Raw genomic sequence first — 24,135 nt, forward strand, 5'->3', positions numbered from 1 at the left:
GTGCGTCCATCCCATGCTGTGGAGAACCGTTTGTCCACAGCCTGGGGCCGCCTGTAGCCAAAATGTGCCGACGACCGAACAATCGGTAGGTGAGGCGGGTCACAGCCGACACGCCTCCCGTAGCCGCTCCCACGAGGAGGTGCCGTCATGACGGTCATGGAGCAGCGAGGCGCGTACCGGCCATCGCCGCCGCCCGCCTGGCAGCCCCGTACCGACCCCGCGCCGCTGCTGCCCGACGCGGAGCCGTACCGCGTCCTCGGGACGGAAGCCGCCGCCAAGGCCGACCCGGAGCTGCTGCGCCGCCTGTACGCGCAGCTCGTGCGCGGCCGCCGGTACAACGCGCAGGCCACCGCCCTCACCAAGCAGGGCCGTCTCGCCGTCTACCCGTCCAGCACCGGCCAGGAGGCCTGCGAGGTCGCCGCCGCGCTCGCCCTGGAGGAGCGCGACTGGCTGTTCCCCAGCTACCGCGACACCCTCGCCGTCGTGGCGCGCGGGGTGGACCCGGTCGAGGCCCTGACCCTGCTGCGCGGCGACTGGCACACCGGCTACGACCCCTACGAGCACCGGGTGGCCCCGCTGAGCACCCCGCTCGCCACCCAGCTCCCGCACGCCGTCGGCCTCGCGCACGCCGCCCGCCTCAAGGGCGACGACGTGGTCGCGCTGGCCATGGTCGGCGACGGCGGCACCAGCGAGGGCGACTTCCACGAGGCGCTGAACTTCGCGGCCGTCTGGCAGGCGCCGGTCGTCTTCCTCGTCCAGAACAACGGCTTCGCCATCTCCGTCCCGCTGGCCAAGCAGACTGCCGCCCCCTCCCTCGCCCACAAGGCCGTGGGCTACGGCATGCCCGGCCGACTGGTCGACGGCAACGACGCCGCGGCCGTCCACGAGGTCCTGACGGACGCCGTGCGGCACGCACGCGAGGGCGGCGGACCGACCCTGATCGAAGCGGTGACGTACCGCATGGAGGCGCACACCAACGCCGACGACGCCACCCGCTACCGCGGCGACGCCGAGGTCGACGCCTGGCGCGACCACGACCCGATCGCGCTGCTGGAGCGGGAGCTGACCACACGTGAGCTGATCGGCGAGGACGGCATCCGCGCCGCGCGCGAGGACGCCGAGGCGATGGCCGCGCGGCTGCGCGAGAAGATGAACCAGGACCCGGCCCTCGACCCGACGGACCTGTTCGACCACGTCTACGCCGAGCCCACGCCCCAGCTGCGCGAGCAGCGGGAGCTGCTGCGGGCCGAGCTGGCCGCCGAGTCCGAGGAGGGTACGGCCCGATGACCACCGTCGCGCTCAAGCCGGCCACCATGGCCCAGGCCCTCACGCGCGCACTGCGCGACGCGATGGCGGACGACCCCGCCGTGCACGTCCTGGGCGAGGACGTCGGCACCCTCGGCGGCGTCTTCCGCGTCACCGACGGACTCACCGCCGAGTTCGGCGAGGACCGCTGCACGGACACGCCGCTCGCCGAGGCCGGCATCCTCGGCACCGCCGTCGGCATGGCGATGTACGGGCTGCGCCCGGTCGTGGAGATGCAGTTCGACGCGTTCGCGTACCCGGCGTTCGAGCAGCTCGTCAGCCATGTCGCGCGGATGCGCAACCGCACCCGCGGCAGGATGCCCCTGCCCATCACCGTCCGCGTGCCCTACGGCGGCGGCATCGGCGGCGTCGAGCACCACAGCGACTCCTCCGAGGCGTACTACATGGCGACTCCGGGGCTCCATGTCGTCACGCCCGCGACCGTCGCCGACGCCTACGGGCTGCTGCGCGCCGCCATCGCCTCCGACGACCCCGTCGTCTTCCTGGAGCCCAAGCGCCTGTACTGGTCGAAGGACACCTGGAACCCGGAGGAGCCGCAGGCCGTCGACCCCATCGGCCGCGCGGTCGTCCGGCGCTCCGGCCGCAGCGCCACGCTCGTCACCTACGGTCCGTCCGTGCCCGTCTGCCTGGAGGCGGCCGAGGCCGCGCGGGCCGAGGGCTGGGACCTGGAGGTCGTCGACCTGCGCTCCCTGGTGCCCTTCGACGACGAGACGGTCTGCGCGTCCGTGCGCCGCACCGGCCGCGCGGTCGTCGTGCACGAGTCCGGCTCGTTCGGCGGTCCCGGAGGGGAGATCGCCGCCCGCGTCACCGAGCGCTGCTTCCACCACCTGGAGGCCCCGGTGCTGCGCGTCGCCGGATTCGACATCCCCTATCCGCCCCCGATGCTGGAGCGGCACCACCTGCCCGGCGTCGACCGGATCCTGGACGCCGTGGCGCGCCTGCAGTGGGAGGCCGGGAGCTGATGGCACAGGTGCTGGAGTTCAGGCTCCCCGACCTCGGGGAGGGCCTCACCGAGGCCGAGATCGTCCGCTGGCTGGTCGAGGTGGGCGACGTCGTCGCGATCGACCAGCCGGTCGTCGAGGTCGAGACGGCCAAGGCCATGGTGGAGGTGCCCTGCCCCTACGGCGGTGTGGTCACCGCCCGCTTCGGGGAGGAGGGCGCCGAACTCCCCGTCGGGGCACCGCTGCTGACGGTCGCGGTCGGCGAACCGGCCGCCGCCGGGGAGAGCGGGGGCGAGGGCTCCGGCAACGTCCTGGTCGGTTACGGCACGGGCGCACCGCCCGCCCGCCGCCGCCGGGTGCGTCCGACGCCCGCCGGAACCGCGCCCCTTGCGCCCGGCGGACCCGGCAGGCCGGTCAACGGGGTGAGCGCCGTGACGACCGTCCCCGGCACGCCCGCCGCGGGCCCGGCCGGGACGCGCGCCGACGGGCCCGTGCCCGTCATCTCCCCACTCGTCCGCAGGCTGGCCCGGGAGCACGGCGTGGACCTGCGCCGGCTGTCCGGCTCCGGACCCGACGGGCTGATCCTGCGCGCGGACGTGGAGAGCGCGCTGCGCAGCGCGCAGGCCCCGGCCCGCACGGCGGGGACGCCGGTCACCCCGGTGGGCGCGGCGACCGGTGCGTCTGCCGCGGCCTCCGCGCCCGGTACGTCCCCGGCCGGCACGCGGATCCCGCTGAAGGGCGTCCGCGGCGCGGTCGCCGACAAGCTGTCCCGCAGCCGGCGTGAGATCCCGGACGCCACCTGCTGGGTGGACGCCGACGCCACGGAACTGATGCGCGCACGCGCGGCGATGAACGCAGCCGGTGGCCCGAAGATCTCCCTGCTCGCCCTCATGGCCCGGATCTGCACCGCCGCCCTGGCCCGCCACCCGGAGCTCAACTCCACCGTGGACACGGAGGCCAGGGAGATCGTCCGGCTCGACGCGGTGCACCTGGGCTTCGCCGCCCAGACCGAGCGCGGGCTCGTCGTCCCGGTGGTCCGGGACGCGCAGGCGCGGGATGCCGAGTCGCTGACCGCCGAGTTCGCCCGGCTCACCGAGGCCGCCCGCACGGGCACGCTCACCCCGGCGGAACTGACCGGCGGCACCTTCACGTTGAACAACTACGGCGTGTTCGGCGTCGACGGCTCGACGCCGATCATCAACCACCCCGAGGCCGCCATGCTCGGCGTCGGCCGCATCGTCCCCAAGCCGTGGGTGCACGAGGGCGAGCTGGCGGTGCGGCAGGTCGTGCAGCTCTCGCTCACCTTCGACCACCGGGTGTGCGACGGCGGCACGGCGGGCGGCTTCCTGCGCTACGTGGCCGACTGCGTGGAGCAGCCGGCGGTGCTGCTGCGCACCGTGTGACGCCCGGCGTCCCGCCGCGTTCCCTGTGATCGCGGCGGGACGCATACTCGGGGGATGACCGCCCATGAGCCCCCGGACGCCGGCACCGGCGCCCTTCCCGACGCCGGTACGGCCGCCGGCCGCGCGTACGACGCCGTCGTCCTCGCCGGGGGCGCCGCGCGGCGGCTGGGCGGCGCCGACAAGCCGGCGGTCCGCGTGGGCGGCCGCCCGCTGCTCGACCGCGTGCTCGGCGCCTGCGCCGGGGCGCGCCTCACCGTCGTCGTCGCCGAGCCCCGGCCGACCCCTCGGCCCGTGCGCTGGGCGCGCGAGGAACCCGCCGGCGGCGGTCCGCTCGCCGCGCTCGACGCCGGGCTGCACCAGGTCACGGCGGAGGCCGTCGTGGTGCTCTCCGCCGACCTGCCGTTCCTCGACGCGGCCACGGTGCGGCGGCTGCTGGCCGCGCTGGACTCCGGCCGCGCGGACGGCGCGGTGCTCACCGACGCCGACGGTCGCGACCAGCCGCTCGTGGCCGCCTACCGCACCCGCGCCCTGCGCCGCGAACTGGCCGCCCTGGCCGCCGCGTCCACGAGTGACACGGCGCCCCACGACTCCGGCCCGGGCGGCTCCGGCCCGCACGGCTCCGGCCCGGGCGCCTCCGTCGGGACGCGTCCCGACCCGGGAGGCCCCGCCCCGGAGGGTGTGCTCACCGGGCTGCCCCTGCGCTGCCTGACCGCCGCACTCCGCCTCACCCGCGTCCCCGACCCCGTGGCCTCCTTCGACTGCGACACCTGGGACGACATCGCCGACGCCAGGGCACGCATCAGGGAGCATGGACACGTGTTGGACGAATGGATCTCCGCAGCCAAGGACGAGTTGGGCATCGACCTGGACGTCGACACCGGCGCCCTCCTCGACCTCGCCCGCGACGCCGCGCACGGTGTGGCCCGCCCGGCCGCACCCCTGACCACCTTCCTCGTCGGCTATGCCGCCGCGCGGGCCGGGGGCGGTCCCGAAGCGGTCGCCGACGCCGCCCGCAAGGCCGCCGCGCTCGCGGCGCGTTGGGCCGAGGAGGACGCCGCCGGTACGGACCCCCGGACCCCTGGCGCGGGCGGGGGTGCCGGATGACCGCCCGCGGTGTCCGGGTCGGGGAGGACGCCGACGACCTCGACGTCGAGGAGGCGCTCGCCCTCGTGAGGGAGGCGGCTTCCCTCCCGGGCCACGACCGCACGGCACACGACGCCACGGGGCGAGGGCATGGCCCCGCACCGAGCCACCCCGCGGGCCCGGCCGCCTACGCCACCCCGCACGACTGCACCTCGCACGACGGCATTCCGCACGACGGCACCGCCTCCGGCGACGACCTCTACGGCACCGGCCGGCACGCCGGCGAGCGGGGAGCCGGCCGCCCGCACGGCAACGGCCCCTGCGACGACGGTCCGTACGACGACGGCCCGTACGACGTCGAGCGGCCCGACGACGGCCCGTACGACATCGAGCGGGACACCGGCGGCCGGTACGGCGGTGGCCCGGGCGGCGGCCGGGGTGCCTGCGGCTCCTGCGGCCGCGCCCCCGACGGCGCCGGTGCGGGGCGCGGTTCCGGTGGCGACCGGCCGGGCCCGGCGCAGGGCGCCCCCGTGCACGGCACCGCCTCCGCCGGGACACCCGCACCGGAGGCCCATGGCGTCCGCTCCCACCAGCGGTCCCACCATTCCAGCCCGTGGCCCGAGGCCCGTCGCATCGCCGCCCGTGCGGCCCGCACCGCGTCCCGGGAGTCCGCCGGGGACGGAGACGCCCCCGCCTGCCGCCGGGCCCCCGTCGCGGTGCCCCTGGACGCCGCCCTGGGCCTGGTGCTGGCCGAGCCCCTCACCGCCCTCACCGACCTGCCCCCCTTCGACACCTCGGCCATGGACGGCTGGGCCGTCGCCGGTCCCGCTCCCTGGGACCTGCGGGACGAGAGCGTCCTGGCGGGTCATGCGCGGCCCGAGCCGCTCACCGACGGCGAGGCGGTGCGGATCGCGACCGGCGCCCGGGTCCCCCAGGGCGCGACCGGCGTGCTGCGCAGCGAGCACGGCCGCACCGACGCCCAGGGCCGCCTGCAGGCCACCCTCCCCCCGGGGCTCGCCCCGGCCCGGGGAGCGGGGACCCCCGCGGTGGGGCACGGGCAGGACATCCGCCCCCGCGGTCAGGAGTGCCGCAGCGGTGATCAGCTGCTGCCCGCGGGCAGCCTCGCCACTCCGGCCGTCCTGGGGCTCGCGGCGGCCGCCGGGTACGACACCCTCACGGTCGTCCCCCGTCCCCGCGTGGACGTCCTCGTCCTGGGCGACGAACTGCTCACGGAGGGCGTGCCGCACGACGGCCTGATCCGCGACGCGCTCGGCCCGATGCTCCCCCCGTGGCTGCGGGCGCTCGGTGCCGAGGTCACCGAGGTGCGCAGGATCGGCGACGACGCCGACGCCCTGTACCGGGCGGTCACCGGTTCACGGGCCGAGCTGATCGTCACCACCGGTGGGACGGCCGCAGGCCCCGTGGACCACGTGCACCCGACCCTGCACCGGATCGGCGCCGACCTGCTGGTGGACGGCGTGGACGTCCGTCCCGGCCATCCCATGCTGCTGGCGCGCACCCCGGAGGGCCGTCATCTCGTCGGCCTGCCCGGCAATCCGCTGGCTGCCGTCTCGGGCCTGCTCACCCTCGCCGAGCCGCTGCTGCGCACCCTCGCGGGCCGCCCGGTCCCCGAGCCGTACGCGCTGCCGCTCGGTGAGACCGTGCACGGGCATCCGCACGACACGCGGCTCGTCCCCGTGGTGCTGCGTGGCGACCACGCGGTGCCGCTGCGCTACAACGGCCCGGCCATGCTGCGCGGGATCGCCGTCGCCGACGCCCTGGCCGTCGTGCCTCCCGGGGGCGCCCAGCGGGGGCAGGAGGCCGAACTGCTCGACCTGCCCTGGGCCGCGGCCGGGATCGGGGTGTGTTTCACGTGAAACTTCCGGGCCATGACGCGATCGCCCGCCAGGCGGACGAGCATCTCGTGACCCACCGGGTGAAACTCCCGAAGAAGCTGGTGGAGCGGCCGATCCGGCAGGTGTGCAAGCGGCTCGCCCTCGCCCCCCGGTCCTCACCGAACGCACCCGTGAGGAACGGCGCCTCAACCGCTGGAGTCAACGGTTTGCACGATGTACCGCAACCGCGTCGCCGGCCTGGGAGCGGCCCGTCCTAGTCCTGGGTGGTTCCCAGGGCGTTGCGCAGGAACGCCGTCGCCTGGTCGATGGCTCCGCGGGCGGCTTTGGAGTGACTCAGCGAGTTGAGCATCATGAAGTCGTGGACCGTGCCGTCGTAGCGAACCGTGGTCACCGGAACGCCCGATGCTCGGAGCTTGGCGGCGTACGCCTCGCCCTCGTCGCGCAGCACGTCGGCCTCGTCGACGATCAGCAGGGCGGGCGGCAGGCCGGAGAGCTGCTCGATGGTGGCGTGGTTGGGAGACGCGGTGATCTCCGCGCGCTGGTCCGGGTCGGTCGTGTAGGCGTCCCAGAACCATTCCATCAGCTTGCGGCTCAGGTAGTAGCCGTTGGCGAATTCGTCGTAGGAGCCGGTGTTCATGGCCGCATCCGTGACCGGGTAGTACATCGACTGCTGTATGAACGCGACGTCACCGCGCTCCTTGGCCATGAGGGCGAGTGCGGCGGTCATGTTCCCGCCGACCGATTCCCCGGCCACTGCCATGCGCTGTGCATCCAGCCCATGGAACGCCCCCTCGCGGACGATCCACTGGGCGGTGGCGTAGCCCTGCTCGATGGCCACTGGGTAGTGCGCCTCGGGCGACGGCGTGTACTCCACGAAGGCCACGGCCGCCCGGGCACCGACCGCCAACTCGCGCACCAGGCGGTCGTGGGTACCTGCGTTGCCAAGCACCCAGCCACCGCCGTGCATGTACAGCACGACGGGCAGCGTTCCGGTGGCGCCCTGCGGCTTGACGATGCGTACCCGTACATCGCCCACCGCTGCCGGAACCGAAACCCACTCCTCATCGACCGGCAGCTTGTCGATCGGCGCAGCCTGGAGGTCGTCAAGCACCTTGCGCGCTGCGGTCGGATCCAGCTCGTACAGGAACGGATGGTGCGAGGTCGCGTCGGCGAGCTCCTGTGCCTCGGGCTCGAGGATGATGGAGGCGGTTTGACCAGCCATGGGAATGCTCCCTGGGAAATCCGAGAAGCCGTATGACGAAGAATGCGGGGAGTTGCACAGCACCGCGCTGCGCCCGGTCCGCGGGGCGATCGACGGGGCCATTGCCCCTTGCTCAAGCCCCGATGGGCATATTCGTCCAGTGTAATTGCCGGCCCTCCGCAGACGCATTCCGAGGAACCGCCTGATCCGGGCGCCAGGCGCTCGGCACGGTGGCGGCACGGCTTCCGTGCTTCCGAGCGCGGCTCCCGCCTCTGCCTGCCGCCTGTTCGTTGTCCGATGCGGCCAGGTCTCCAGCGGTGGGCCGGGCGGGTCAGGTGAGCCAGTCGGTGTAGTGGGTGGGGGCGATGCGCGCGTCGCCCTTGGTGGTGAGCACATCGCCGTCGACGGCGGCGAACATGCCGGCCGTGTCGTCGGTGACGACCGTGCGGCCGTCAGGGCGGGCGTTCAGGGTGATCCGGCCGATTTCGTCGAGGGGATGGACGTCGGGCCCGCCAACATCGAGGGTGGCGTTCAGAGGTGTACCGGCAGCGACTTCGGCGACGGTGTCGGAGACGTCCCGGGCGGCGATCGGCTGGAGTGGGGTGGTGGGCAGGCGGACGGTGTCGCCCTCGGTGGACCAGGACATGAAGGCGTCGACGAACTCCATGAACTGGGTGGCGCGGACGATCGAATAGGGGATGGGCCCCGCCTTGAGGATGTCTTCCTGTAAGACCTTGGCGCGGTAATAGGCGAGGTCGGGCACCCGGTCCGCGCCGACGATCGAGAGGATGACGAAGTGTCCCACCCCGCCTTTGCGGCCGGCGGCCAGGAGGTTGTCCATCGAGGTCTGGAAGAAGGCGGGAGAGGCATCGTCGAAGGTCGGGGAATTCGTCAGATTGACGACGACGTCGGCCCCGGCCACCGCCTCCGCCACGCCGTGGCCGGTGAGCACGTCGACACCTGTGGACGGCGAGTGCGGGACTGCCTCGTGCCCAGCGGCGTTCAGCTTCTTCACGACCTGCGACCCGATCAGACCGGTACCGCCGATGACTGCGCACTTCATTGGTCACCTTTCGTCGTGCATCGATAGGTCATGCGTCCAGGTTGAGGCGATGCAGTGCACTGCGCACGCCGGCCGATGCACTCCTACGCCCTGGACTGTCGTACCGGTTCAGGCGACAAGGCCGTCGATCGCCGGGGGAAGAGGGCGGGGGCCACGCAGGACGGGGTCGACCCGGTACGGCGGAGGGTCCGCCAACAGCCGTGGATTCTCGATTCGTCGGTCATCACCAGCGCGAGTGCGGCGGTCCGGCTGCTCGGGCTGTCGGTGCTCAGCCCGGCCGCGGGCGTGGTCATGGAGTACCTCGTCCAGCAGGGCAGCGGCCTCGACCTGCTCGAACGGCCCGTCACCCGGGGCGAGTCCGGCCCGGGCCCGCGCGAGACGGACGATCTGGTGGTGAGCGTCCCGCGGGGGCACCGGGTCCTCGGCCACCATGATCCGTCGGCCGGAACCCTCCAGCTCACCGACCGGCTGATCACGATCGTCCGCGCCACTCCCGGCGCCCAGGCCGCCCCGCACCCGCGTCCGCTGCCGGAGTAGCGTCGCCCCCATGCATGCGATCACGATTGCCGAACCTGGTGGGCCCGAGGCACTGGTGTGGGACGAGGTGCCCGACCCCGTGCCCGGCGAGGGCGAGGTGCTGGTCGAGGTGGTGGCCGGTGCCGTCAACCGGGCCGACGTCCTGCAGCGCCAGGGGTTCTACAACCCGCCGCCCGGGGCCTCCCCGTACCCCGGTCTGGAGTGCTCCGGACGGATCGCCGCGCTCGGGCCCGGTGTCTCGGGCTGGGCGGTCGGCGACGAGGTGTGCGCGCTGCTCTCGGGCGGCGGCTACGCCGAGAAGGTCGCCGTCCCGGCCGGCCAGCTGCTGCCGGTGCCCGAGGGCATGGACCTGAAGCAGGCTGCGGCCCTGCCGGAGGTGACCTGCACCGTCTGGTCCAACGTCTTCATGATCGCCCACCTGCGGCCGGGGGAGACGCTGCTCGTGCACGGCGGGTCCAGCGGCATCGGCACGATGGCGATCCAGCTCGCCAAGGCCGTCGGCGCCAGGGTCGCCGTCACGGCGGGCACCAAGGAGAAGCTGGACCGGTGCGCCGAACTGGGTGCCGACATCCTCGTCAACTACCGCGAGCAGGACTTCGTGGCCGAGGTGCAGCAGGCCACCGGCGGCGCCGGCGCGGACGTGATCCTCGACAACATGGGCGCCAAGTACCTCGACCGGAACGTCCAGGCGCTGGCCGTCAACGGCCGGCTCGCGATCATCGGGATGCAGGGCGGGGCGCAGGGCGAGCTGAACATCGGGGCCCTGCTGATGAAGCGGGCCGCGATCAGCGCGACCTCGCTGCGGGCCCGGCCGCTCGGGGAGAAGGCGGCCATCGTGGCGGCGGTGCGTGAGCACGTCTGGCCGCTGATCGACTCCGGCCACGTCCGGCCCGTGGTCGACCGCGAGGTGCCGATGAACGACGCGGCGGCGGCGCACCGCGTCCTGGAGGAGAGCAACCACGTCGGCAAGGTGCTCCTGGTCACGCCCTGACCCCTGCCTGTTCAGGACTGGCGCACCCGGAGGCCGAGGAAGGCGATGCCCAGCCCGAGCCCGATGAGGATCAGCCCGCTGCCCAGGGGCAGGATCCGCAGCACCGGCCCGGAGACGCGCGCGGGGTCGCCCTGGGCCAGGGGGCGCTGCGCGGTGGGGCTCGGAGCCGACGCGGAGGGGGGCGCCGCCGCCTCGGTCGACGCCGGGGCGGCGGTGTCCTTCGGGGCCTCCGGGTCTCCCGGGCCGCGCGTCCCGCCGCCGTCCTCCCGCCCGTCCTGGTGGCTCCCCCGGCCCGGGGCGTCGTCCCCGCCCCGGTCCCCGCGCTCGTCCCAGGGCCCGGCCCGGCGGCCCTCCCCGTGCGGCCACACCCCGTCGTCGCTCTTCGCCTCGGGGTCCGCGTGGGGTCCCGGGCGCCGGCTGCCCTCGTCCGGCCGGTACCCGGGCCGCGGCGGCCACGCGAAGGGGGCGGGCGGTATCGGGTGCGCGGGGGCGCGGGCGGCGGCCGTGGGCCGGGCCGCGGTGCCGTGGTCGCGGGCGAGGGCGGTGCCGCAGGGCAGGGCGGCGGCCCCCAGGGCTATCAGCAGTCCCGTCGTGTGCAGGACGGCGGTGCGCGGCCTCGGCGTCACGTCGGCTCCCCCTCCTGGTGCCCGTCGGCGGATCACTGGAACCACACTCACATCACGGAACACATCCGGCATGCCGGGAGCCGCCGACGGAGGGCCGCCGCCGGCCGCCCGCCGCGTTTCGACCCCCGCTCCCGCCCCCCTGTGCGCGAACCCGCCCCCGCGGTGCACGGTGGATCACCGTGCGCAGGGGGCACCACGGAGCTGAGACGTACCCGTGCGAGAGAATGGCGGCATGGAGATGCCGAGGAACGAACGGTCGCCGGAGAATCCCCAGATCCTGGTCGTGGGCCAGGACGGCATGGCACTCGGTGGCGGTGGTGACGACGACTCCCGCGAGATCCCGGTGACGGAGCAGGTCGAGCAGCCCGCCAAGGTCATGCGGATCGGCAGCATGATCAAGCAGCTGCTCGAGGAGGTGCGGGTGGCGCCGCTGGACGAGGCGAGCCGGAACCGGCTGAAGGAGATCCACGCCAGCTCGGTCAAGGAGCTGGAGGACGGCCTGGCGCCGGAGCTGGTCGAGGAACTGGAGCGGCTCTCGCTGCCCTTCACGGACGAGGGGACGCCCAGCGACGCCGAACTGCGCATCGCGCAGGCCCAGCTGGTGGGCTGGCTGGAGGGACTGTTCCACGGGATCCAGACCACGCTGTTCGCCCAGCAGATGGCCGCGCGGGCCCAGTTGGAGCAGATGCGCCGCGCCCTCCCGCCCGGCATCGGCCACGAGGGCGGCGACGACCCCCGCACCGGCGGCCGCTCGGGCGGACCGTACCTGTAACCCCGTCCGCCGCCGACAGCACGGCGAGGGCCCGGCAGCCCGGCTGCCGGGCCCTCGGTGCGTCCCGCGGCCCGTCGGCGGTCCGGTGTGGCACCGGCCCGCCCGGGCACCGGATCAGGACGGCGGGTTGCCCGTGGAGACGTTGAGCTGGATCTCGGGGGCGTTCTTCGGGTCGATGTCGGTGCCGGCCGCGGGGAACTGGTCCATCACCGTGCCGTCGCCGTAGGTGTTCTCGTCCACGGACTTGATCCTGAGCTTCCAGCCCGCGGCCTGGAGGCACGACTTCACGGACTTGATGTACTTGAACTGGAAGTCCGGGACCTGGACCTTCTTGGGGTCGTTGTACGACTCCTGCGGCTCCGTGCAGTCGCTGGTGCCGATGGTCTTGGTCGGGTCCGGACTGCGGTAGCCCGCCGCCTGCGACGACGAGGCGCTGGTCCGGCCGCCGCCGCCCGCGTTGTCCGAGCCGCCCTTGTTGGTCATCGTCAGGGCCACCACCAGGCCGACGACCGTGATCGCGGCGACCGCGACGGAGCCCACGACCACGCCCCGGCCGGCGCCGCCCCCGGAGGCCCCGCCCGACTGCACGGTCTGCGGCGACCCGGAGTACGGCGGCGGCGTCGGCTGCCCGTACGGCGAGGGGGACGGCGCCTGGTAGCCGCCCTGCTGCGGGTACCCGTAGGCCGGGGACGGCGCGGTGGGCCCGGCGGCGTACGGGTTCGGGGCGGGAGTGGGCTGGTACGGCGTCTGGACGCTGCCGTGGGGCGTCGGGGCCGACTGGTCGACCGGGGGGAAGACCGCGGACCCCACGCCCGCGCCGCTGGAGGTCTGGGCGCCGGGGACGATGCTCGGCGGGGCCGCCTGGAAGGAGGCCGCCACGCGCAGGCACTCGTCGCGCATGGCCTCGGCGCTCGGGAAGCGCTCGTTGGGGTTCTTCTTCAGCGCGCGGGCCACCAGCGCGTCCACGGCCGGCGGCAGCGCGCGGTTGATCGAGGAGGGCGCGACCGGCTCCTCCTGGACGTGCGCGTAGGCGATGGCCAGCGGAGAGTCGGCGTCGAACGGCAGCCGGCCGGTCACCAGCTGGAAGAGCATGATGCCGACCGAGTACAGGTCGGAGCGCGCGTCCACTCCGCGGCCGAGGGCCTGCTCCGGGGAGAGGTACTGCGGGGTGCCGACGACCATGCCGGTCTGCGTCATCGAGGTGACGCCGGACTGCATGGCGCGGGCGATGCCGAAGTCCATCACCTTGACCACGCCGCGCTTGGTCATCATCACGTTGCCGGGCTTGATGTCGCGGTGGACCAGGCCCATCTCGTGGCTGATCTCCAGCGCGGCGAGCACGTCCGCGGTGATCTTCAGCGCCTTGTCGGCGGGCATCGCGCCCTGCGTGCGGACGTCCTCGTCGAGGACGGAGCCCAGCGGGCGGCCCTCGACGTACTCCATGACGATGTACGGCATCGTCGAGCCGTCGAGGTCGTCCTCGCCGGTGTCGAAGACCGAGACGATGTTGGTGTGCGTGAGCTTCGCCACTGCCTGGGCCTCGCGGCGGAACCGCTCGCGGAACGCCTGCTCCCGGCCCAGCTCGGTGTGGAGCGTCTTGACGGCCACCTGACGGTCGAGCACGGAGTCGTAGGCGAGGTGCACCGACGCCATGCCGCCCTCGCCGAGCAAGTCGCGCAGCTGGTACCGGCCGCCGGCCAGCGCCCGCCCCGCGTACCGGTTGCCGTCCTGGCTCATTTTCAGCGTCCCCCATAGGCGCGGCGGCCTCGGCCGCTGTGACTTCCGCGTCCGGTTGCCCGTCGTCCCGGATCGTGGTGATCGAAAGTGCTATTCCCGGCCAAGTCTGCCCGAGGGCACCGACACGTCAAGCTCGGTGCCCGTTCCGTGACCGTACGCGAAAGAAGCGTCGCGGAAGCGTTACAGCAGGCGTGCGGCCGGTACAGAGGATTTGCACCGAGCCGCCGGTCCGGGGTTTCATGGCCGGTCCGTCTCGGGCCGGTTCCCGCACGCATCCTGGACCGGAGGCTTGCGCCGAACCTGTAGCGTGGCCGACGGAGACCGTAACAACACCGCGCGCACCGCGGGCAGAAACGACGGCGAGGACTGATGGCACAGACGCAGCGCGCCCAGGGCCCGTCCGACCCCGAGGCGTCTGGCGGCGGTATGTCGGACGCGCCTGAGCTGTGGGGCAACGGCGGCCTGGTCGGCGACGGCCGGTACCGGCTGACCCACAGACTCGGCCGGGGCGGCATGGCCGAGGTGTTCGCGGCCGAGGACGTGCGCCTCGGGCGCACCGTGGCGGTCAAGCTGCTGCGCGCCGACCTCGCCGAGGACCCCGTCTCCAAGGCCCGCTTCACGCGCGAGGCCCAGTCGGTGGCCGGCCTCAACCACCACGCGATCGTCGCCGTGTACGACTCCGGCGAGGACTTCGTGGGCGGCCAGTCCGTGCCGTACATCGTGATGGAGCTGGTCGAGGGCCGCACCATCCGCGACCTGCTGCTCAACGCCGAGGCGCCGGGCCCCGAGCAGGCCCTCATCATCGTCTCGGGCGTGCTGGAGGCGCTGGCCTACTCGCACCAGCACGGCATCGTGCACCGCGACATCAAGCCCGCCAACGTCATCATCACCGACAACGGCGCCGTGAAGGTGATGGACTTCGGCATCGCCCGCGCCCTGCACGGGGCGTCCACGACGATGACGCAGACCGGCATGGTCATGGGCACCCCGCAGTACCTGTCGCCGGAGCAGGCCCTCGGCAAGGCCGTGGACCACCGCTCCGACCTCTACGCCACCGGCTGCCTGCTCTACGAACTCCTGTCGCTGCGGCCCCCGTTCACCGGCGAGACGCCGCTGTCGGTGGTCTACCAGCACGTCCAGGACATGCCGGTGCCGCCGTCGCAGACCACGGAGGGCACCTGCCCGCCCGAGCTCGACGGTCTTGTCATGCGCTCGCTGGCCAAGGAGCCCGACGACCGCTTCCAGACGGCCGAGGAGATGCGCGGGCTGGCCCAGTACGCGCTGCAGATGCTCTACGACCAGGGCGGCCACACCGGCACCTGGAACACGGGCCCGGTGGCGCTGCACGAGGGCCGGCACGCCCAGGCGGGAGGCTTCGCGGGGACGACCGTGATGCACCCCGCCGACTCCGGGGCCGGCACCGCCCAGATCCCGCAGCCGATCCTGCCCGGCGGGTACGGCCACGGCGACGACGGCGGCTTCGAGGGCCACGGCAACCGCGGCAGCGGCCGCGGCAAGATGTGGATCCTCGCGGTGCTCGCGGTCATCGCCGTCGTGGCGGGCGTGGCGCTGGCGCTGCACAACACCGGCGGCAGCGGCGGTGGAGGCGGGGGCGGCACCCGCAAGCCGCCGGCCGCCACCCAGTCGACGGGCGACCAGCAGTCCAGCCCGTCGCCGAGCGACTCGGCGACCGACCAGCCCTCGGACACGTCCACCGACAACGGCACCGGCGGGGGCGGCACCGGTTCGGACTGGACGCCGTCGTCCACGCCGTCGAGCACGCCGTCCCAGTCGACGCCGGACCAGCCCACCGGCCAGCCGTCGAACCAGCCCACCACCAGCCAGCCGTCCAGCCCCGACACCGGCTCCTCGCCGACGGACACCGGCGGCAACCCGACCGACGGGGCGTCCAGCGGCGGCGACGTCGGCGGCACGATCGCGGGGGCGGGCAGCCCCGGCGGCGCGGGCGGCTGACGGCCCCGCACCGCACCATCCGCCTCCACGCGCGCGTGGCACCCCGGGAGGGGGCCGCGCGCGCGTGGCGTACCGGGCGCCGGGGCGTACCGGGCCCCTGCGGTCACCGGGGCGCAACGGCCCTGCGGGTCACCCGGCGAACGCCCCGCACACCGCGTCGTACGCGCGCGTCCACCACACCACCAGCGCCGAGGCGGCCGGGAACTGCGGGTCCGCGCGCCGGTCGTCCCGCTCGTAGTGCCAGCGCAGCATCCAGAAGTCGTTCAGGCGCTCCCACCACACGCGGTGCACCGCCGCGGTCAGCTCGGCGGGCGCCACCCCGGCGGACCGCCGGTACGCGCGCGCGTACGCCCCGACCTTCGCCAGGTCGAGGGTGCCGTCGGGCCGGACGAAGAAGATCACCGCGGCCCGGACCGCCTCCTCCGCGCGGGGCTGCACGCCGAGCCGGTCCCAGTCGACGATCGCGGCCGGCGCGTCCCCCCGGTAGAGCAGGTTGAAGGGGTGGAAGTCGCCGTGCACCCAGCCCACCGGGCCGCCCGGCGGGGGGCGCCGGTGGGTGTGCCGTTCCAGCAGGGTCCGCCGTTCCCGCAGGCGGTGCCGGGCCAGCTCGTCGAAGGCGTCCGGCGGGCGCCGACGGCCGACGTGGGCGAGCAGGTCGTCGATCAGGGCGAAGGTGTCGGCGGGGTCGGCGCTCTCCACGGGGTGGGGGCTCGTGGCCGGGCGGGTGCGCCCCTTCGGGGGCATCACGCGCTCCAGACAGGCGTGCACGGCCCCGAGGAGCGCCCCCAGGCGGGTGCACTGGCCGGTGGTGAGCTGGCCGCCGTGCCGGTGCCTGCCGTCGATCCAGGGGTGCAGCGCGTACGCGTGGCCGCCGACGACGGCGACCGTGCGCCCGTCGCGCCCGGTGAGCGGGGGCGCCACCGGGACGCCGAGGTCGGCGAGGCGCTGGGTGGCCCGGTGCTGGCGGGCGATCGCCGCGGGGTCGGCCGTGTCCGGATCGAAGTGGTGCTTCAGGAAGTAGCGCCCGCGGGTCGTGCAGAGGCGGTAGCCGCGGTTCAGGAGCCCTTGGTCGACCGGTTCGCAGGTGAGGGCGCTACCGGCCGCGTACTGATGCAACAAGGCGCTCAGAGGGGGCGCGTGGGGTACAGGGGGTGGTACACAAGGGCGCGGCACGCGCCGAATGCTAGGGCACCGGACGAGGCCGTGAACTGGGCCTTGTCACACTCAGTCGCCGTCAGTCGCATTCGGTCACTCGGTGTCGCGCGCCGCTCGTCCGCCCGGTTCGGCTCCGGCGCACCCGCCGCACGGGCCCGTCCCCCGACGGGAGCACATTCGCCCGCGCGATGAAACCCTTCCCGTCGCCGGGGTGGCCGGGATAACGTGCCGGTGTTCCGGCCCCCTGCAAGGCTGTGACCAGCAGCTGTCCCGACGACCGGCGAGATACTTGGATCTCCGAGCAAAAATACTTGGAAATCAAAGGAAAAACGCAGGTCAAGAGGGGTTTCCCAGAAATGTGGAGCACTGGGTAACGTGACTGTTGCAGGGCGCTCGCCGGGGCACCTGTCACGCCTGCTCCCGGCCGAGTGGCACCCACCCCGTGCCCGGTGGCCGGATTCAGGCGAGCCTCCCCCACGCTCTGAACGAGCAGGGGGACCCTCAGGCCAACCGGCAACCCCGGGGGCCGGACCGACGGAGGAGCACACGTGACCGTGGAGAGCACTGCCGCGACATCGCGCCGCAGCGCCGGAAGCAAGGCCGCAGCGACCGGCTCGAAAGCCGCCGGCGGCACCGGCGGGCGGACCGCCCGCGCGACCGCCAAGAAGGGCGCCGAGGGGCCGGAGCTCGTGCAGCTGCTGACGCCCGAGGGGAAGCGCGTCAAGAACGCCGGGTACGACAAGTACGTCGCCGGCATCACCCCCGACGAGCTCCGCGGCCTGTACCGCGACATGGTGCTCACCCGCCGCTTCGACGCCGAGGCCACCGCCCTCCAGCGCCAGGGCGAGCTGGGCCTGTGGGCCTCGCTGCTCGGCCAGGAGGCCGCCCAGATCGGCTCCGGCCGCGCCACCCGCGAGGACGACTACGTCTTCCCGACCTACCGCGAGCACGGCGTCGCCTGGTGCCGCGGGGTCGACCCCACGAACCTCCTCGGCATGTTCCGCGGAGTGAACAACGGCGGCTGGGACCCCAACAGCAACAACTTCCAGCTCTACACGATCGTCATCGGCTCCCAGACGCTGCACGCCACCGGCTACGCCATGGGCATCGCCAAGGACGGCGCCGACTCCGCGGTGATCGCCTACTTCGGCGACGGCGCCTCCAGCCAGGGCGACGTGGCCGAGTCCTTCACGTTCTCCGCGGTCTACAACGCCCCCGTGGTGTTCTTCTGCCAGAACAACCAGTGGGCGATCTCCGAGCCCACCGAGAAGCAGACCCGCGTCCCGCTCTACCAGCGCGCGCAGGGCTTCGGCTTCCCCGGCGTCCGTGTCGACGGCAACGACGTGCTGGCCTGCCTCGCGGTCACCAAGTGGGCGCTGGAGCGCGCCCGCAGCGGCGAGGGCCCCACCCTGGTGGAGGCGTTCACCTACCGCATGGGCGCCCACACCACGTCCGACGACCCCACCCGCTACCGCCACGACGACGAGCGGGCCGCCTGGGAGGCGAAGGACCCGATCCTCCGCCTGCGCCGGTACCTGGAGGCCGCACACCACGCGGACGAGGAATTCTTCGCGGAGCTCGAGGCCGAGAGCGAGGCGTTGGGCAAGCGGGTGCGCGAGGCGGTCCGTGCCATGCCCGACCCGGACCACTTCGCCATCTTCGAGAACGTGTACGCGGACGGGCACGCGCTCGTCGACGAGGAGCGCGCCCAGTTCGCCGCCTACCAGGCGTCGTTCGCGGACGCAGAGGGGGTCTGATCATGGCAGCGGAGAAGATGGCTCTGGCCAAGGCGATCAACGAGTCGCTGCGCAGCGCCCTGGAGTCCGACCCCAAGGTCCTGATCATGGGCGAGGACGTCGGCAAGCTCGGCGGCGTGTTCCGGGTGACGGACGGCCTGCAGAAGGACTTCGGCGAGAGCCGCGTCATCGACACCCCGCTCGCGGAGTCCGGCATCGTCGGCACCGCGATCGGCCTGGCCCTGCGCGGCTACCGCCCCGTGGTGGAGATCCAGTTCGACGGCTTCGTCTTCCCGGCGTACGACCAGATCGTCACGCAGCTGGCGAAGATGCACGCCCGCTCGCTGGGCAAGGTCAAGCTCCCCGTCGTCGTCCGCATCCCGTACGGCGGCGGCATCGGTGCCGTCGAGCACCACTCCGAGTCCCCCGAGGCGCTCTTCGCGCACGTGGCGGGCCTGAAGATCGTCTCCCCGTCGAACGCGTCCGACGCCTACTGGATGATGCAGCAGGCCATCCAGAGCGACGACCCGGTGATCTTCTTCGAGCCCAAGCGGCGCTACTGGGACAAGGGCGAGGTCAACACCGAGGCCATCCCCGGCCCGCTGCACCGGGCGCAGGTCGTCCGCGAGGGCACGGACCTCACCCTGGCCGCCTACGGCCCCATGGTGAAGCTCTGCCAGGAGGTCGCCGACGCGGCCGCCGAGGAGGGCAGGTCCCTGGAGGTCCTGGACCTGCGCTCGGTCTCTCCGATCGACTTCGACGCCGTCCAGACCTCGGTCGAGAAGACCCGCCGGCTGGTCGTCGTCCACGAGGCCCCGGTGTTCTTCGGCTCCGGCGCGGAGATCGCCGCCCGGATCACCGAGCGGTGCTTCTACCACCTCGAGGCCCCGGTCCTCCGGGTCGGCGGCTACCACGCGCCGTACCCGCCGGCCCGGCTGGAGGAGGAGTACCTGCCGAACCTGGACCGCGTGCTCGACGCCGTCGACCGCTCGCTGGCGTACTGAGGAGAAGGTCGTGACGACGATGACGGAAGCGTCCGTGCGCGAGTTCAAGATGCCCGACGTGGGCGAGGGGCTCACGGAGGCGGAGATCCTCAAGTGGTACGTCCAGCCCGGTGACACGGTGACCGACGGCCAGGTGGTGTGCGAGGTGGAGACGGCCAAGGCGGCCGTCGAACTCCCCATCCCCTACGACGGCGTGGTGCGCGAGCTGCACTTCCCCGAGGGCACCACGGTGGACGTGGGCACGTCCATCATCGCGGTGGACGTGGCCGGCGGCGCGCCCGCCGAGGTCCCCGCCCAGACCCAGGCCGCCGCGGCCCCGGCCGCGGAGAAGCCCGAGGAGGCCGCGCCGCCGGCCCGCCAGCCGGTGCTGGTCGGCTACGGCGTCGCCACGTCCTCGACCCGGCGCCGCCCCCGCAAGAGCGCCGAGACCGCGGCGGCCCCGGCCGCGGCGGCCGTGCAGGCCGAGCTCAACGGGCACGGCGCGGCCACCGTGCCGGAGGTCCGGCCGCGCCCGCTGGCCAAGCCGCCGGTGCGCAAGCTGGCCAAGGACCTCGGGGTCGACCTCGCCACGGTCGTGCCCTCGGGACCGGACGGCATCATCACCCGCGAGGACGTGCACGCGGCGGCCGCCCCGCAGACGGCGCCCGCGCCGGCCGCCGAGGTCCCCGCCGCCGCCCCGGCGCCGGTCGTGGCCCACGACGGTGCGCGCGAGACCCGCATCCCGGTCAAGGGCGTCCGCAAGGTCACCGCCCAGGCCATGATCGGCTCGGCCTTCACGGCCCCGCACGTCACGGAGTTCGTGACGGTGGACGTGACGCGCACGATGAAGCTGGTGGAGGAGCTCAAGCAGGACAAGGAGTTCGCGGGCCTGCGCGTGAACCCCCTGCTGCTGATCGCCAAGGCCCTCCTCGTCGCCATCCGGCGCAACCCGGACATCAACGCCGCCTGGGACGAGGCCAACCAGGAGATCGTCCTCAAGCACTACGTGAACCTGGGCATCGCCGCGGCCACCCCGCGCGGCCTGATCGTCCCGAACATCAAGGACGCGCACGCCAAGACGCTGCCGCAGCTCGCCGAGTCCCTGGGCGAGCTGGTGTCCACCGCACGCGAGGGCAGGACCTCGCCGGCCGCGATGCAGGGCGGCACGGTCACGATCACCAACGTCGGCGTCTTCGGCGTCGACACCGGTACGCCCATCCTCAACCCGGGCGAGTCCGCGATCCTCGCGGTCGGCGCGATCAAGCTCCAGCCGTGGATCCACAAGGGCAAGGTGAAGCCCCGTCAGGTCACCACCCTGGCGCTGAGCTTCGACCACCGCCTGGTCGACGGCGAGCTGGGCTCCAAGGTCCTGGCCGACGTGGCCGCGATCCTGGAGGAGCCGAAGCGCCTGATCACCTGGGCGTGACGTCCGCCACCCGGACCTGACAGGACGGCCGCACCGGCACGGTGCGGCCGTCCTGTGCGTCCGGAGAACTCCTCCGTGTCCCGACCCCTTCCGGCGGTCGTGCAGGAGGGTGGAACACGGAACGGGCCCGCCGCGACTGCGGCGGGCCCGGGTCACGTGTGCCGGCGCGGCGTCAGCCCAGCTTGGCGAAGCCGTAGTTGAGGATCTTCGTCGCGTCGGTGGAGCGCTGGGAGATGGAGGAGGAGGCGAGGACCGTGCCGATGACGGTCCTGGTGCCGCGGGTCGCGGCGAAGACCAGGCAGTACTTGGCCTCCGGGCCCGAGCCCGTCTTCACGCCGATGGCGCCCGAGTAGCTGCTGAGCAGCGTGTTGGTGTTCGTCCAGGCCGCCATCGTGCGGGTGCTGCCCGTCTTGGTGACGGTCTTGGCCGTGTACGACTTGGTCTTCACGACGGTGCGGAAGGTGGTGCTCTTCATCGCACTGCTCGCGATCTTCGTCAGGTCGCGCGGCGTCGAGTAGTTGCTGCCGTTGCCGATGCCGTCGAACGAGTCGAAGTGCGTGTTCGTCAGGCCCAGGCTCTTCGCGGCGCTGTTCATCTTGCCGATGAACGACTTCACGCGGGCGTCCCGGGTCGTGCCCGAGCCGTAGGTGTCGGCCAGCGCGTACGCGGCGTCGCAGCCCGAGGGCAGCATCAGCCCGTACAGCAGCTGACGGACGGTGACCTTGTCGCCGACGATCAGGTGCGCCTGGGAGGCGTTGTTCCTGACGACGTAGTCGCTGTACGCCTTCTGGATCGTGACCTTGTGGTCGAGATTCAGGTTCGACTGGGCGAGCACGACCTTCGCGGTCATGATCTTGGTGGTGGAGCCGGTGGAGAGCCGGCCGTCCGCCGCCTTGGTGAACAGCGACGAGCCCGTGCTGTTGTTCATCGCGTAGCCGCCCTTGGCCACGATCGAAGGCGCGGTGACGGCCTGCGCGGGCGCGGCGGTGAGGGCTCCGGCGGCGAGCACGGCCCCGGTCGTCATGGCGACGGCGGCGGCTCTGCGGAAACGGATGCCCTGAATGCGGGTTTTCAAGTGAGGTACCCCGATTGTGTCGAATGGCCCTGGGGTGCGGCCCAGTTGGATGTCCACAGGGATGTCCACGAGGTGGAGCCGCGCAGGTGTGACTCGTAACTAGCACAGAAGGTTGTGCGCGTGCTGGGGGTGATTGTCGCCCGGTCCGCATGCTGGACGGCAGAGGGTATGCGTACGTCTTGTATCTATGCTGTGGACATGACCCTGGCCGTGAAGCACGCCCCCGCCGCCGACCGTGTCTACTCCCATGTGAAACAAGGGGTTCTGGACCGCAGCTACGAGGGCGGCACGCTCCTGACGGAGGGTGAGCTGGCCGAGGCCACCGGGGTCTCGCGCACCCCGGTGCGCGAGGCGCTGCTCCGGCTGGAGGTCGAGGGGCTCATCAAGCTCTACCCGAAAAAGGGAGCACTGGTCCTCCCGGTCTCCGCGCAGGAGATCGCCGACGTCGTCGAGACCCGGCTCCTCGTGGAGGAGCACGCGGCCCGCAAGGCCGTCCCCGCCCCGCCCGGCCTCGTCGCCCGGCTCGAGGAACTGCTGACCCGGCAGAAGGAGCAGGCCGCCGCCGGCGACCTCGCGTCCGCCGCCGTCACCGACCGCTGCTTCCACGCCGAGATCGTCCGCAGCGGCGGCAACGAGATCCTCTCCCGTCTCTACGACCAGCTCCGCGACCGCCAGTTGCGGATGGGGGTCGCCGTGCTGCACTCCCACCCCGACCGGGTCGCCAAGACGCTCGCCGAGCACCGGGAACTCCTCGACGCGCTGCGCTCCGGCGACGCGGAGTCCGCCGTCGGCGTCGTCCGGCGCCACGTCGGCTGGTTCTCCCACCTGGCCCGGGGCGAGGTCCGATGACCGCCGCCACCGTGCCGTCCTCGCCGTCCCTGCCCGGAGACCCCCCGGGCGGCCGCCGCGCGGTCGCCGTGTGGAGCATCGGCGTCGCGGTCTACTTCGTCGCCGTCATCTTCCGCACCTCGCTGGGCGTCGCCGGCCTGGACGCCGCCGCCCGCTTCCACGTGAACGCCTCGGCGCTGTCCACCTTCTCGATCCTCCAGCTCCTCGTCTACGCGGGCATGCAGATACCCGTCGGCCTGCTCGTCGACCGCCTCGGCACCAAGAAGGTGCTGTCCCTCGGCGCCGTGCTCTTCACCGCCGGGCAGCTCGGCTTCGCCTTCTCCCCCTCGTACGCGACCGCGCTCGCCTCGCGGGCGCTGCTCGGCTGCGGCGACGCGATGACCTTCATCAGCGTGCTGCGCCTGGGCACCCGCTGGTTCCCCGCCCGGCGCGGGCCGCTGGTCGCCCAGCTCGCCGGCCTGGTCGGCATGGCCGGGAACCTGGTGTCCACCCTCGTGATCGCCCGGCTGCTGCACGGCCTGGGCTGGACGGCCGCCTTCGCAGGGAGTTCGCTGGCCGGCGCGGTCGTGCTGGTGCTGCTGCTCCTGTTCCTCAAGGACCACCCCGAGGGCCACGAGCCGGAGCCGATGCCCCATCAGGGCGCGGCGTACGTACGGCGGCAGATCGCCGCGGCCTGGCGCGAGCCGGGGACCCGGCTCGGGCTGTGGGTGCACTTCACGACCCAGTTCCCGGCGATGGTGTTCCTGCTGCTGTGGGGCCTGCCGTTCCTCGTGCAGGCCGAGGGCCTGTCCCGGGCCGCCGCCGGTGAGCTGCTCACCCTCGTCGTGCTGTCCAACATGGTCGTCGGACTCGTCTACGGGCAGATCGTCGCCCGGCACCACGCGGCCCGGCTGCCGCTCGCGCTCGGCACGGTCGCCGCGACGGCGGTCGCATGGGCGGCGACCCTGGCCTGCCCCGGCCCGCGGGCCCCGCTGTGGCTGCTCGTCGTGCTGTGCACGGTACTCGGTGCGTGCGGTCCGGCCTCGATGCTCGGCTTCGACTTCGCCCGTCCGGCGAACCCGCCGGAGCGGCAGGGCACGGCGTCCGGCATCACCAACATGGGCGGCTTCGTCGCCTCGATGACCACACTGTTCGCGATCGGTGTGCTGCTGGACGCCACCGGCGACGACTACACGGTCGCCTTCTCGTTCGTCTTCGTGCTCCAGGCGCTGGGCGTCAGCCAGATCCTGCGGCTGCGCGACCGGGCCGCGCGCAGGGAGCGCGAGCGCCTGGTGGCCAGCCGGGTGGAGACGGTGCACGTCCCGGCGTAGCCGACGGTCCGGCCGTTCCCCGGCACGCGGGGCGGACCCCGGCCCACGGCGCTCGGCCGGCGGCGCCGCGCGTCCCGCCGTCCGCCCGCGG

At 73.4% G+C, this 24,135-nt stretch carries 19 protein-coding genes and 2 pseudogenes; 15 read left to right on the forward strand and 6 right to left on the reverse strand.

Features of this window, described 5'->3' with window-relative positions; genetic code table 11:
- The first annotated feature begins 147 nt into the window (after positions 1–147).
- The 6 genes and pseudogenes from pdhA (P3H78_RS20685) to P3H78_RS20710 all read left to right on the forward strand — a co-directional run.
- A complete protein-coding gene (pdhA, locus tag P3H78_RS20685; protein WP_276110550.1) occupies positions 148–1,287 on the forward strand; it encodes a pyruvate dehydrogenase (acetyl-transferring) E1 component subunit alpha in 1,140 nt (379 codons plus the stop codon).
- Complete coding sequence (locus tag P3H78_RS20690) at positions 1,284–2,288, forward strand: alpha-ketoacid dehydrogenase subunit beta (protein WP_276110551.1); 1,005 nt, start codon at positions 1,284–1,286, stop codon at positions 2,286–2,288. The genes pdhA (P3H78_RS20685) and P3H78_RS20690 overlap by 4 nt, the downstream gene beginning before the upstream one ends.
- On the forward strand, positions 2,288–3,670 hold the full coding sequence (locus tag P3H78_RS20695; RefSeq protein WP_276110552.1) for a dihydrolipoamide acetyltransferase family protein: 1,383 nt from the start codon (positions 2,288–2,290) through the stop codon (positions 3,668–3,670). The genes P3H78_RS20690 and P3H78_RS20695 overlap by 1 nt, the downstream gene beginning before the upstream one ends.
- Positions 3,671–3,724: 54 nt before the next feature.
- The gene (locus P3H78_RS20700; RefSeq protein WP_276110553.1) at positions 3,725–4,774 is read left to right on the forward strand and encodes an NTP transferase domain-containing protein; all 1,050 of its coding nucleotides are present in this window, start codon (positions 3,725–3,727) and stop codon (positions 4,772–4,774) included.
- A gap of 365 nt (positions 4,775–5,139) precedes the next feature.
- The gene (locus tag P3H78_RS20705) at positions 5,140–6,630 is read left to right on the forward strand and encodes a molybdopterin molybdotransferase MoeA (RefSeq protein WP_438828004.1); all 1,491 of its coding nucleotides are present in this window, start codon (positions 5,140–5,142) and stop codon (positions 6,628–6,630) included.
- Positions 6,627–6,755 (forward strand): annotated as a pseudogene (locus P3H78_RS20710) (Ion channel protein); the annotation flags it as partial. The gene P3H78_RS20705 and the pseudogene P3H78_RS20710, both read left to right, overlap by 4 nt.
- Positions 6,756–6,862: 107 nt before the next feature.
- Here the strand turns inward: P3H78_RS20710 and P3H78_RS20715 are convergent.
- Both P3H78_RS20715 and P3H78_RS20720 read right to left on the reverse strand, forming a co-directional pair.
- The gene (locus P3H78_RS20715) at positions 6,863–7,831 is read right to left on the reverse strand and encodes an alpha/beta hydrolase (protein ID WP_276110555.1); all 969 of its coding nucleotides are present in this window, start codon (positions 7,829–7,831) and stop codon (positions 6,863–6,865) included.
- Positions 7,832–8,141: 310 nt separating this feature from the next.
- A complete protein-coding gene (locus P3H78_RS20720) occupies positions 8,142–8,873 on the reverse strand; it encodes an SDR family oxidoreductase (RefSeq protein WP_276110556.1) in 732 nt (243 codons plus the stop codon).
- Between the two features lie 216 nt (positions 8,874–9,089).
- Here P3H78_RS20720 and P3H78_RS20725 point away from each other — a divergent pair.
- Both P3H78_RS20725 and P3H78_RS20730 read left to right on the forward strand, forming a co-directional pair.
- A pseudogene (locus P3H78_RS20725) lies at positions 9,090–9,410 on the forward strand (Ion channel protein); the annotation flags it as partial.
- Positions 9,411–9,420: 10 nt separating this feature from the next.
- Positions 9,421–10,401, forward strand: coding sequence for an NAD(P)H-quinone oxidoreductase (locus P3H78_RS20730; protein WP_276110557.1), 981 nt, complete (start codon positions 9,421–9,423; stop codon positions 10,399–10,401).
- Between the two features lie 11 nt (positions 10,402–10,412).
- Here P3H78_RS20730 and P3H78_RS20735 read toward each other — a convergent pair whose 3' ends face one another.
- Positions 10,413–11,027, reverse strand: a complete 615-nt coding sequence (locus tag P3H78_RS20735) for a hypothetical protein (protein ID WP_276110558.1) — start codon at positions 11,025–11,027, stop codon at positions 10,413–10,415.
- Positions 11,028–11,259: 232 nt separating this feature from the next.
- On the opposite strand from P3H78_RS20735, the gene P3H78_RS20740 reads away from it, so the two are divergent.
- Positions 11,260–11,799 (forward strand): bacterial proteasome activator family protein, encoded by a 540-nt coding sequence (locus P3H78_RS20740; RefSeq protein ID WP_276110559.1) that lies wholly within the window; start codon positions 11,260–11,262, stop codon positions 11,797–11,799.
- A 114-nt stretch (positions 11,800–11,913) separates the two neighbouring features.
- Here the strand turns inward: P3H78_RS20740 and P3H78_RS20745 are convergent, their stop codons facing one another.
- Positions 11,914–13,536, reverse strand: a complete 1,623-nt coding sequence (locus tag P3H78_RS20745) for a protein kinase domain-containing protein (protein ID WP_276110560.1) — start codon at positions 13,534–13,536, stop codon at positions 11,914–11,916.
- Positions 13,537–13,905: 369 nt separating this feature from the next.
- On the opposite strand from P3H78_RS20745, the gene P3H78_RS20750 reads away from it, so the two are divergent.
- Positions 13,906–15,510, forward strand: a complete 1,605-nt coding sequence (locus tag P3H78_RS20750) for a protein kinase domain-containing protein (RefSeq protein WP_276110561.1) — start codon at positions 13,906–13,908, stop codon at positions 15,508–15,510.
- A gap of 129 nt (positions 15,511–15,639) precedes the next feature.
- On the opposite strand, the gene P3H78_RS20755 is transcribed toward P3H78_RS20750, so the two are convergent.
- Complete coding sequence (locus P3H78_RS20755; protein WP_276110620.1) at positions 15,640–16,638, reverse strand: phosphotransferase; 999 nt, start codon at positions 16,636–16,638, stop codon at positions 15,640–15,642.
- 575 nt (positions 16,639–17,213) lie between these two features.
- Between P3H78_RS20755 and pdhA (P3H78_RS20760) the strand changes: the two genes are divergently transcribed.
- From pdhA (P3H78_RS20760) to P3H78_RS20770, 3 genes are read left to right on the forward strand one after another with little or no spacing between them, the layout of a single operon-like run.
- The gene (gene pdhA / locus P3H78_RS20760) at positions 17,214–18,422 is read left to right on the forward strand and encodes a pyruvate dehydrogenase (acetyl-transferring) E1 component subunit alpha (RefSeq protein ID WP_276110562.1); all 1,209 of its coding nucleotides are present in this window, start codon (positions 17,214–17,216) and stop codon (positions 18,420–18,422) included.
- Positions 18,423–18,424: 2 nt separating this feature from the next.
- A complete protein-coding gene (locus tag P3H78_RS20765; protein ID WP_276110563.1) occupies positions 18,425–19,405 on the forward strand; it encodes an alpha-ketoacid dehydrogenase subunit beta in 981 nt (326 codons plus the stop codon).
- A gap of 10 nt (positions 19,406–19,415) precedes the next feature.
- Complete coding sequence (locus tag P3H78_RS20770) at positions 19,416–20,810, forward strand: dihydrolipoamide acetyltransferase family protein (RefSeq protein ID WP_276110564.1); 1,395 nt, start codon at positions 19,416–19,418, stop codon at positions 20,808–20,810.
- 172 nt (positions 20,811–20,982) lie between these two features.
- On the opposite strand, the gene P3H78_RS20775 is transcribed toward P3H78_RS20770, so the two are convergent.
- Complete coding sequence (locus P3H78_RS20775) at positions 20,983–21,885, reverse strand: D-alanyl-D-alanine carboxypeptidase family protein (RefSeq protein WP_276110565.1); 903 nt, start codon at positions 21,883–21,885, stop codon at positions 20,983–20,985.
- Positions 21,886–22,083: 198 nt separating this feature from the next.
- Between P3H78_RS20775 and P3H78_RS20780 the strand changes: the two genes are divergently transcribed.
- Both P3H78_RS20780 and P3H78_RS20785 read left to right on the forward strand, forming a co-directional pair.
- Positions 22,084–22,734 (forward strand): GntR family transcriptional regulator, encoded by a 651-nt coding sequence (locus P3H78_RS20780; RefSeq protein WP_276110566.1) that lies wholly within the window; start codon positions 22,084–22,086, stop codon positions 22,732–22,734.
- Positions 22,731–24,044 carry an MFS transporter gene (locus P3H78_RS20785; protein WP_276110567.1) on the forward strand — a complete coding sequence of 438 codons (1,314 nt, stop codon included), beginning with the start codon at positions 22,731–22,733 and terminating at the stop codon, positions 24,042–24,044. The genes P3H78_RS20780 and P3H78_RS20785 overlap by 4 nt, the downstream gene beginning before the upstream one ends.
- The last annotated feature ends 91 nt before the right edge of the window (positions 24,045–24,135 follow it).

Source organism: Streptomyces tropicalis, assembly GCF_029269835.1.
Classification (GTDB): Bacteria; Actinomycetota; Actinomycetes; order Streptomycetales; family Streptomycetaceae; genus Streptomyces; species Streptomyces tropicalis.

Bases quoted from the DNA above. Each gene is read 5' to 3' on its own strand.
- P3H78_RS20720 (WP_276110556.1), bottom strand. From the start codon at position 8,873: ATGAAGTGCGCAGTCATCGGCGGTACCGGTCTGATCGGGTCGCAGGTC.
- P3H78_RS20690 (WP_276110551.1), top strand. From the start codon at position 1,284: ATGACCACCGTCGCGCTCAAGCCGGCCACCATGGCCCAGGCCCTCACG.
- P3H78_RS20745 (WP_276110560.1), bottom strand. From the start codon at position 13,536: ATGAGCCAGGACGGCAACCGGTACGCGGGGCGGGCGCTGGCCGGCGGC.
- P3H78_RS20750 (WP_276110561.1), top strand. From the start codon at position 13,906: ATGGCACAGACGCAGCGCGCCCAGGGCCCGTCCGACCCCGAGGCGTCT.
- P3H78_RS20695 (WP_276110552.1), top strand. From the start codon at position 2,288: ATGGCACAGGTGCTGGAGTTCAGGCTCCCCGACCTCGGGGAGGGCCTC.
- P3H78_RS20765 (WP_276110563.1), top strand. From the start codon at position 18,425: ATGGCAGCGGAGAAGATGGCTCTGGCCAAGGCGATCAACGAGTCGCTG.
- P3H78_RS20785 (WP_276110567.1), top strand. From the start codon at position 22,731: ATGACCGCCGCCACCGTGCCGTCCTCGCCGTCCCTGCCCGGAGACCCC.
- P3H78_RS20780 (WP_276110566.1), top strand. From the start codon at position 22,084: ATGACCCTGGCCGTGAAGCACGCCCCCGCCGCCGACCGTGTCTACTCC.
- P3H78_RS20700 (WP_276110553.1), top strand. From the start codon at position 3,725: ATGACCGCCCATGAGCCCCCGGACGCCGGCACCGGCGCCCTTCCCGAC.
- P3H78_RS20740 (WP_276110559.1), top strand. From the start codon at position 11,260: ATGGAGATGCCGAGGAACGAACGGTCGCCGGAGAATCCCCAGATCCTG.
- P3H78_RS20730 (WP_276110557.1), top strand. From the start codon at position 9,421: ATGCATGCGATCACGATTGCCGAACCTGGTGGGCCCGAGGCACTGGTG.
- P3H78_RS20715 (WP_276110555.1), bottom strand. From the start codon at position 7,831: ATGGCTGGTCAAACCGCCTCCATCATCCTCGAGCCCGAGGCACAGGAG.
- pdhA (WP_276110550.1), top strand. From the start codon at position 148: ATGACGGTCATGGAGCAGCGAGGCGCGTACCGGCCATCGCCGCCGCCC.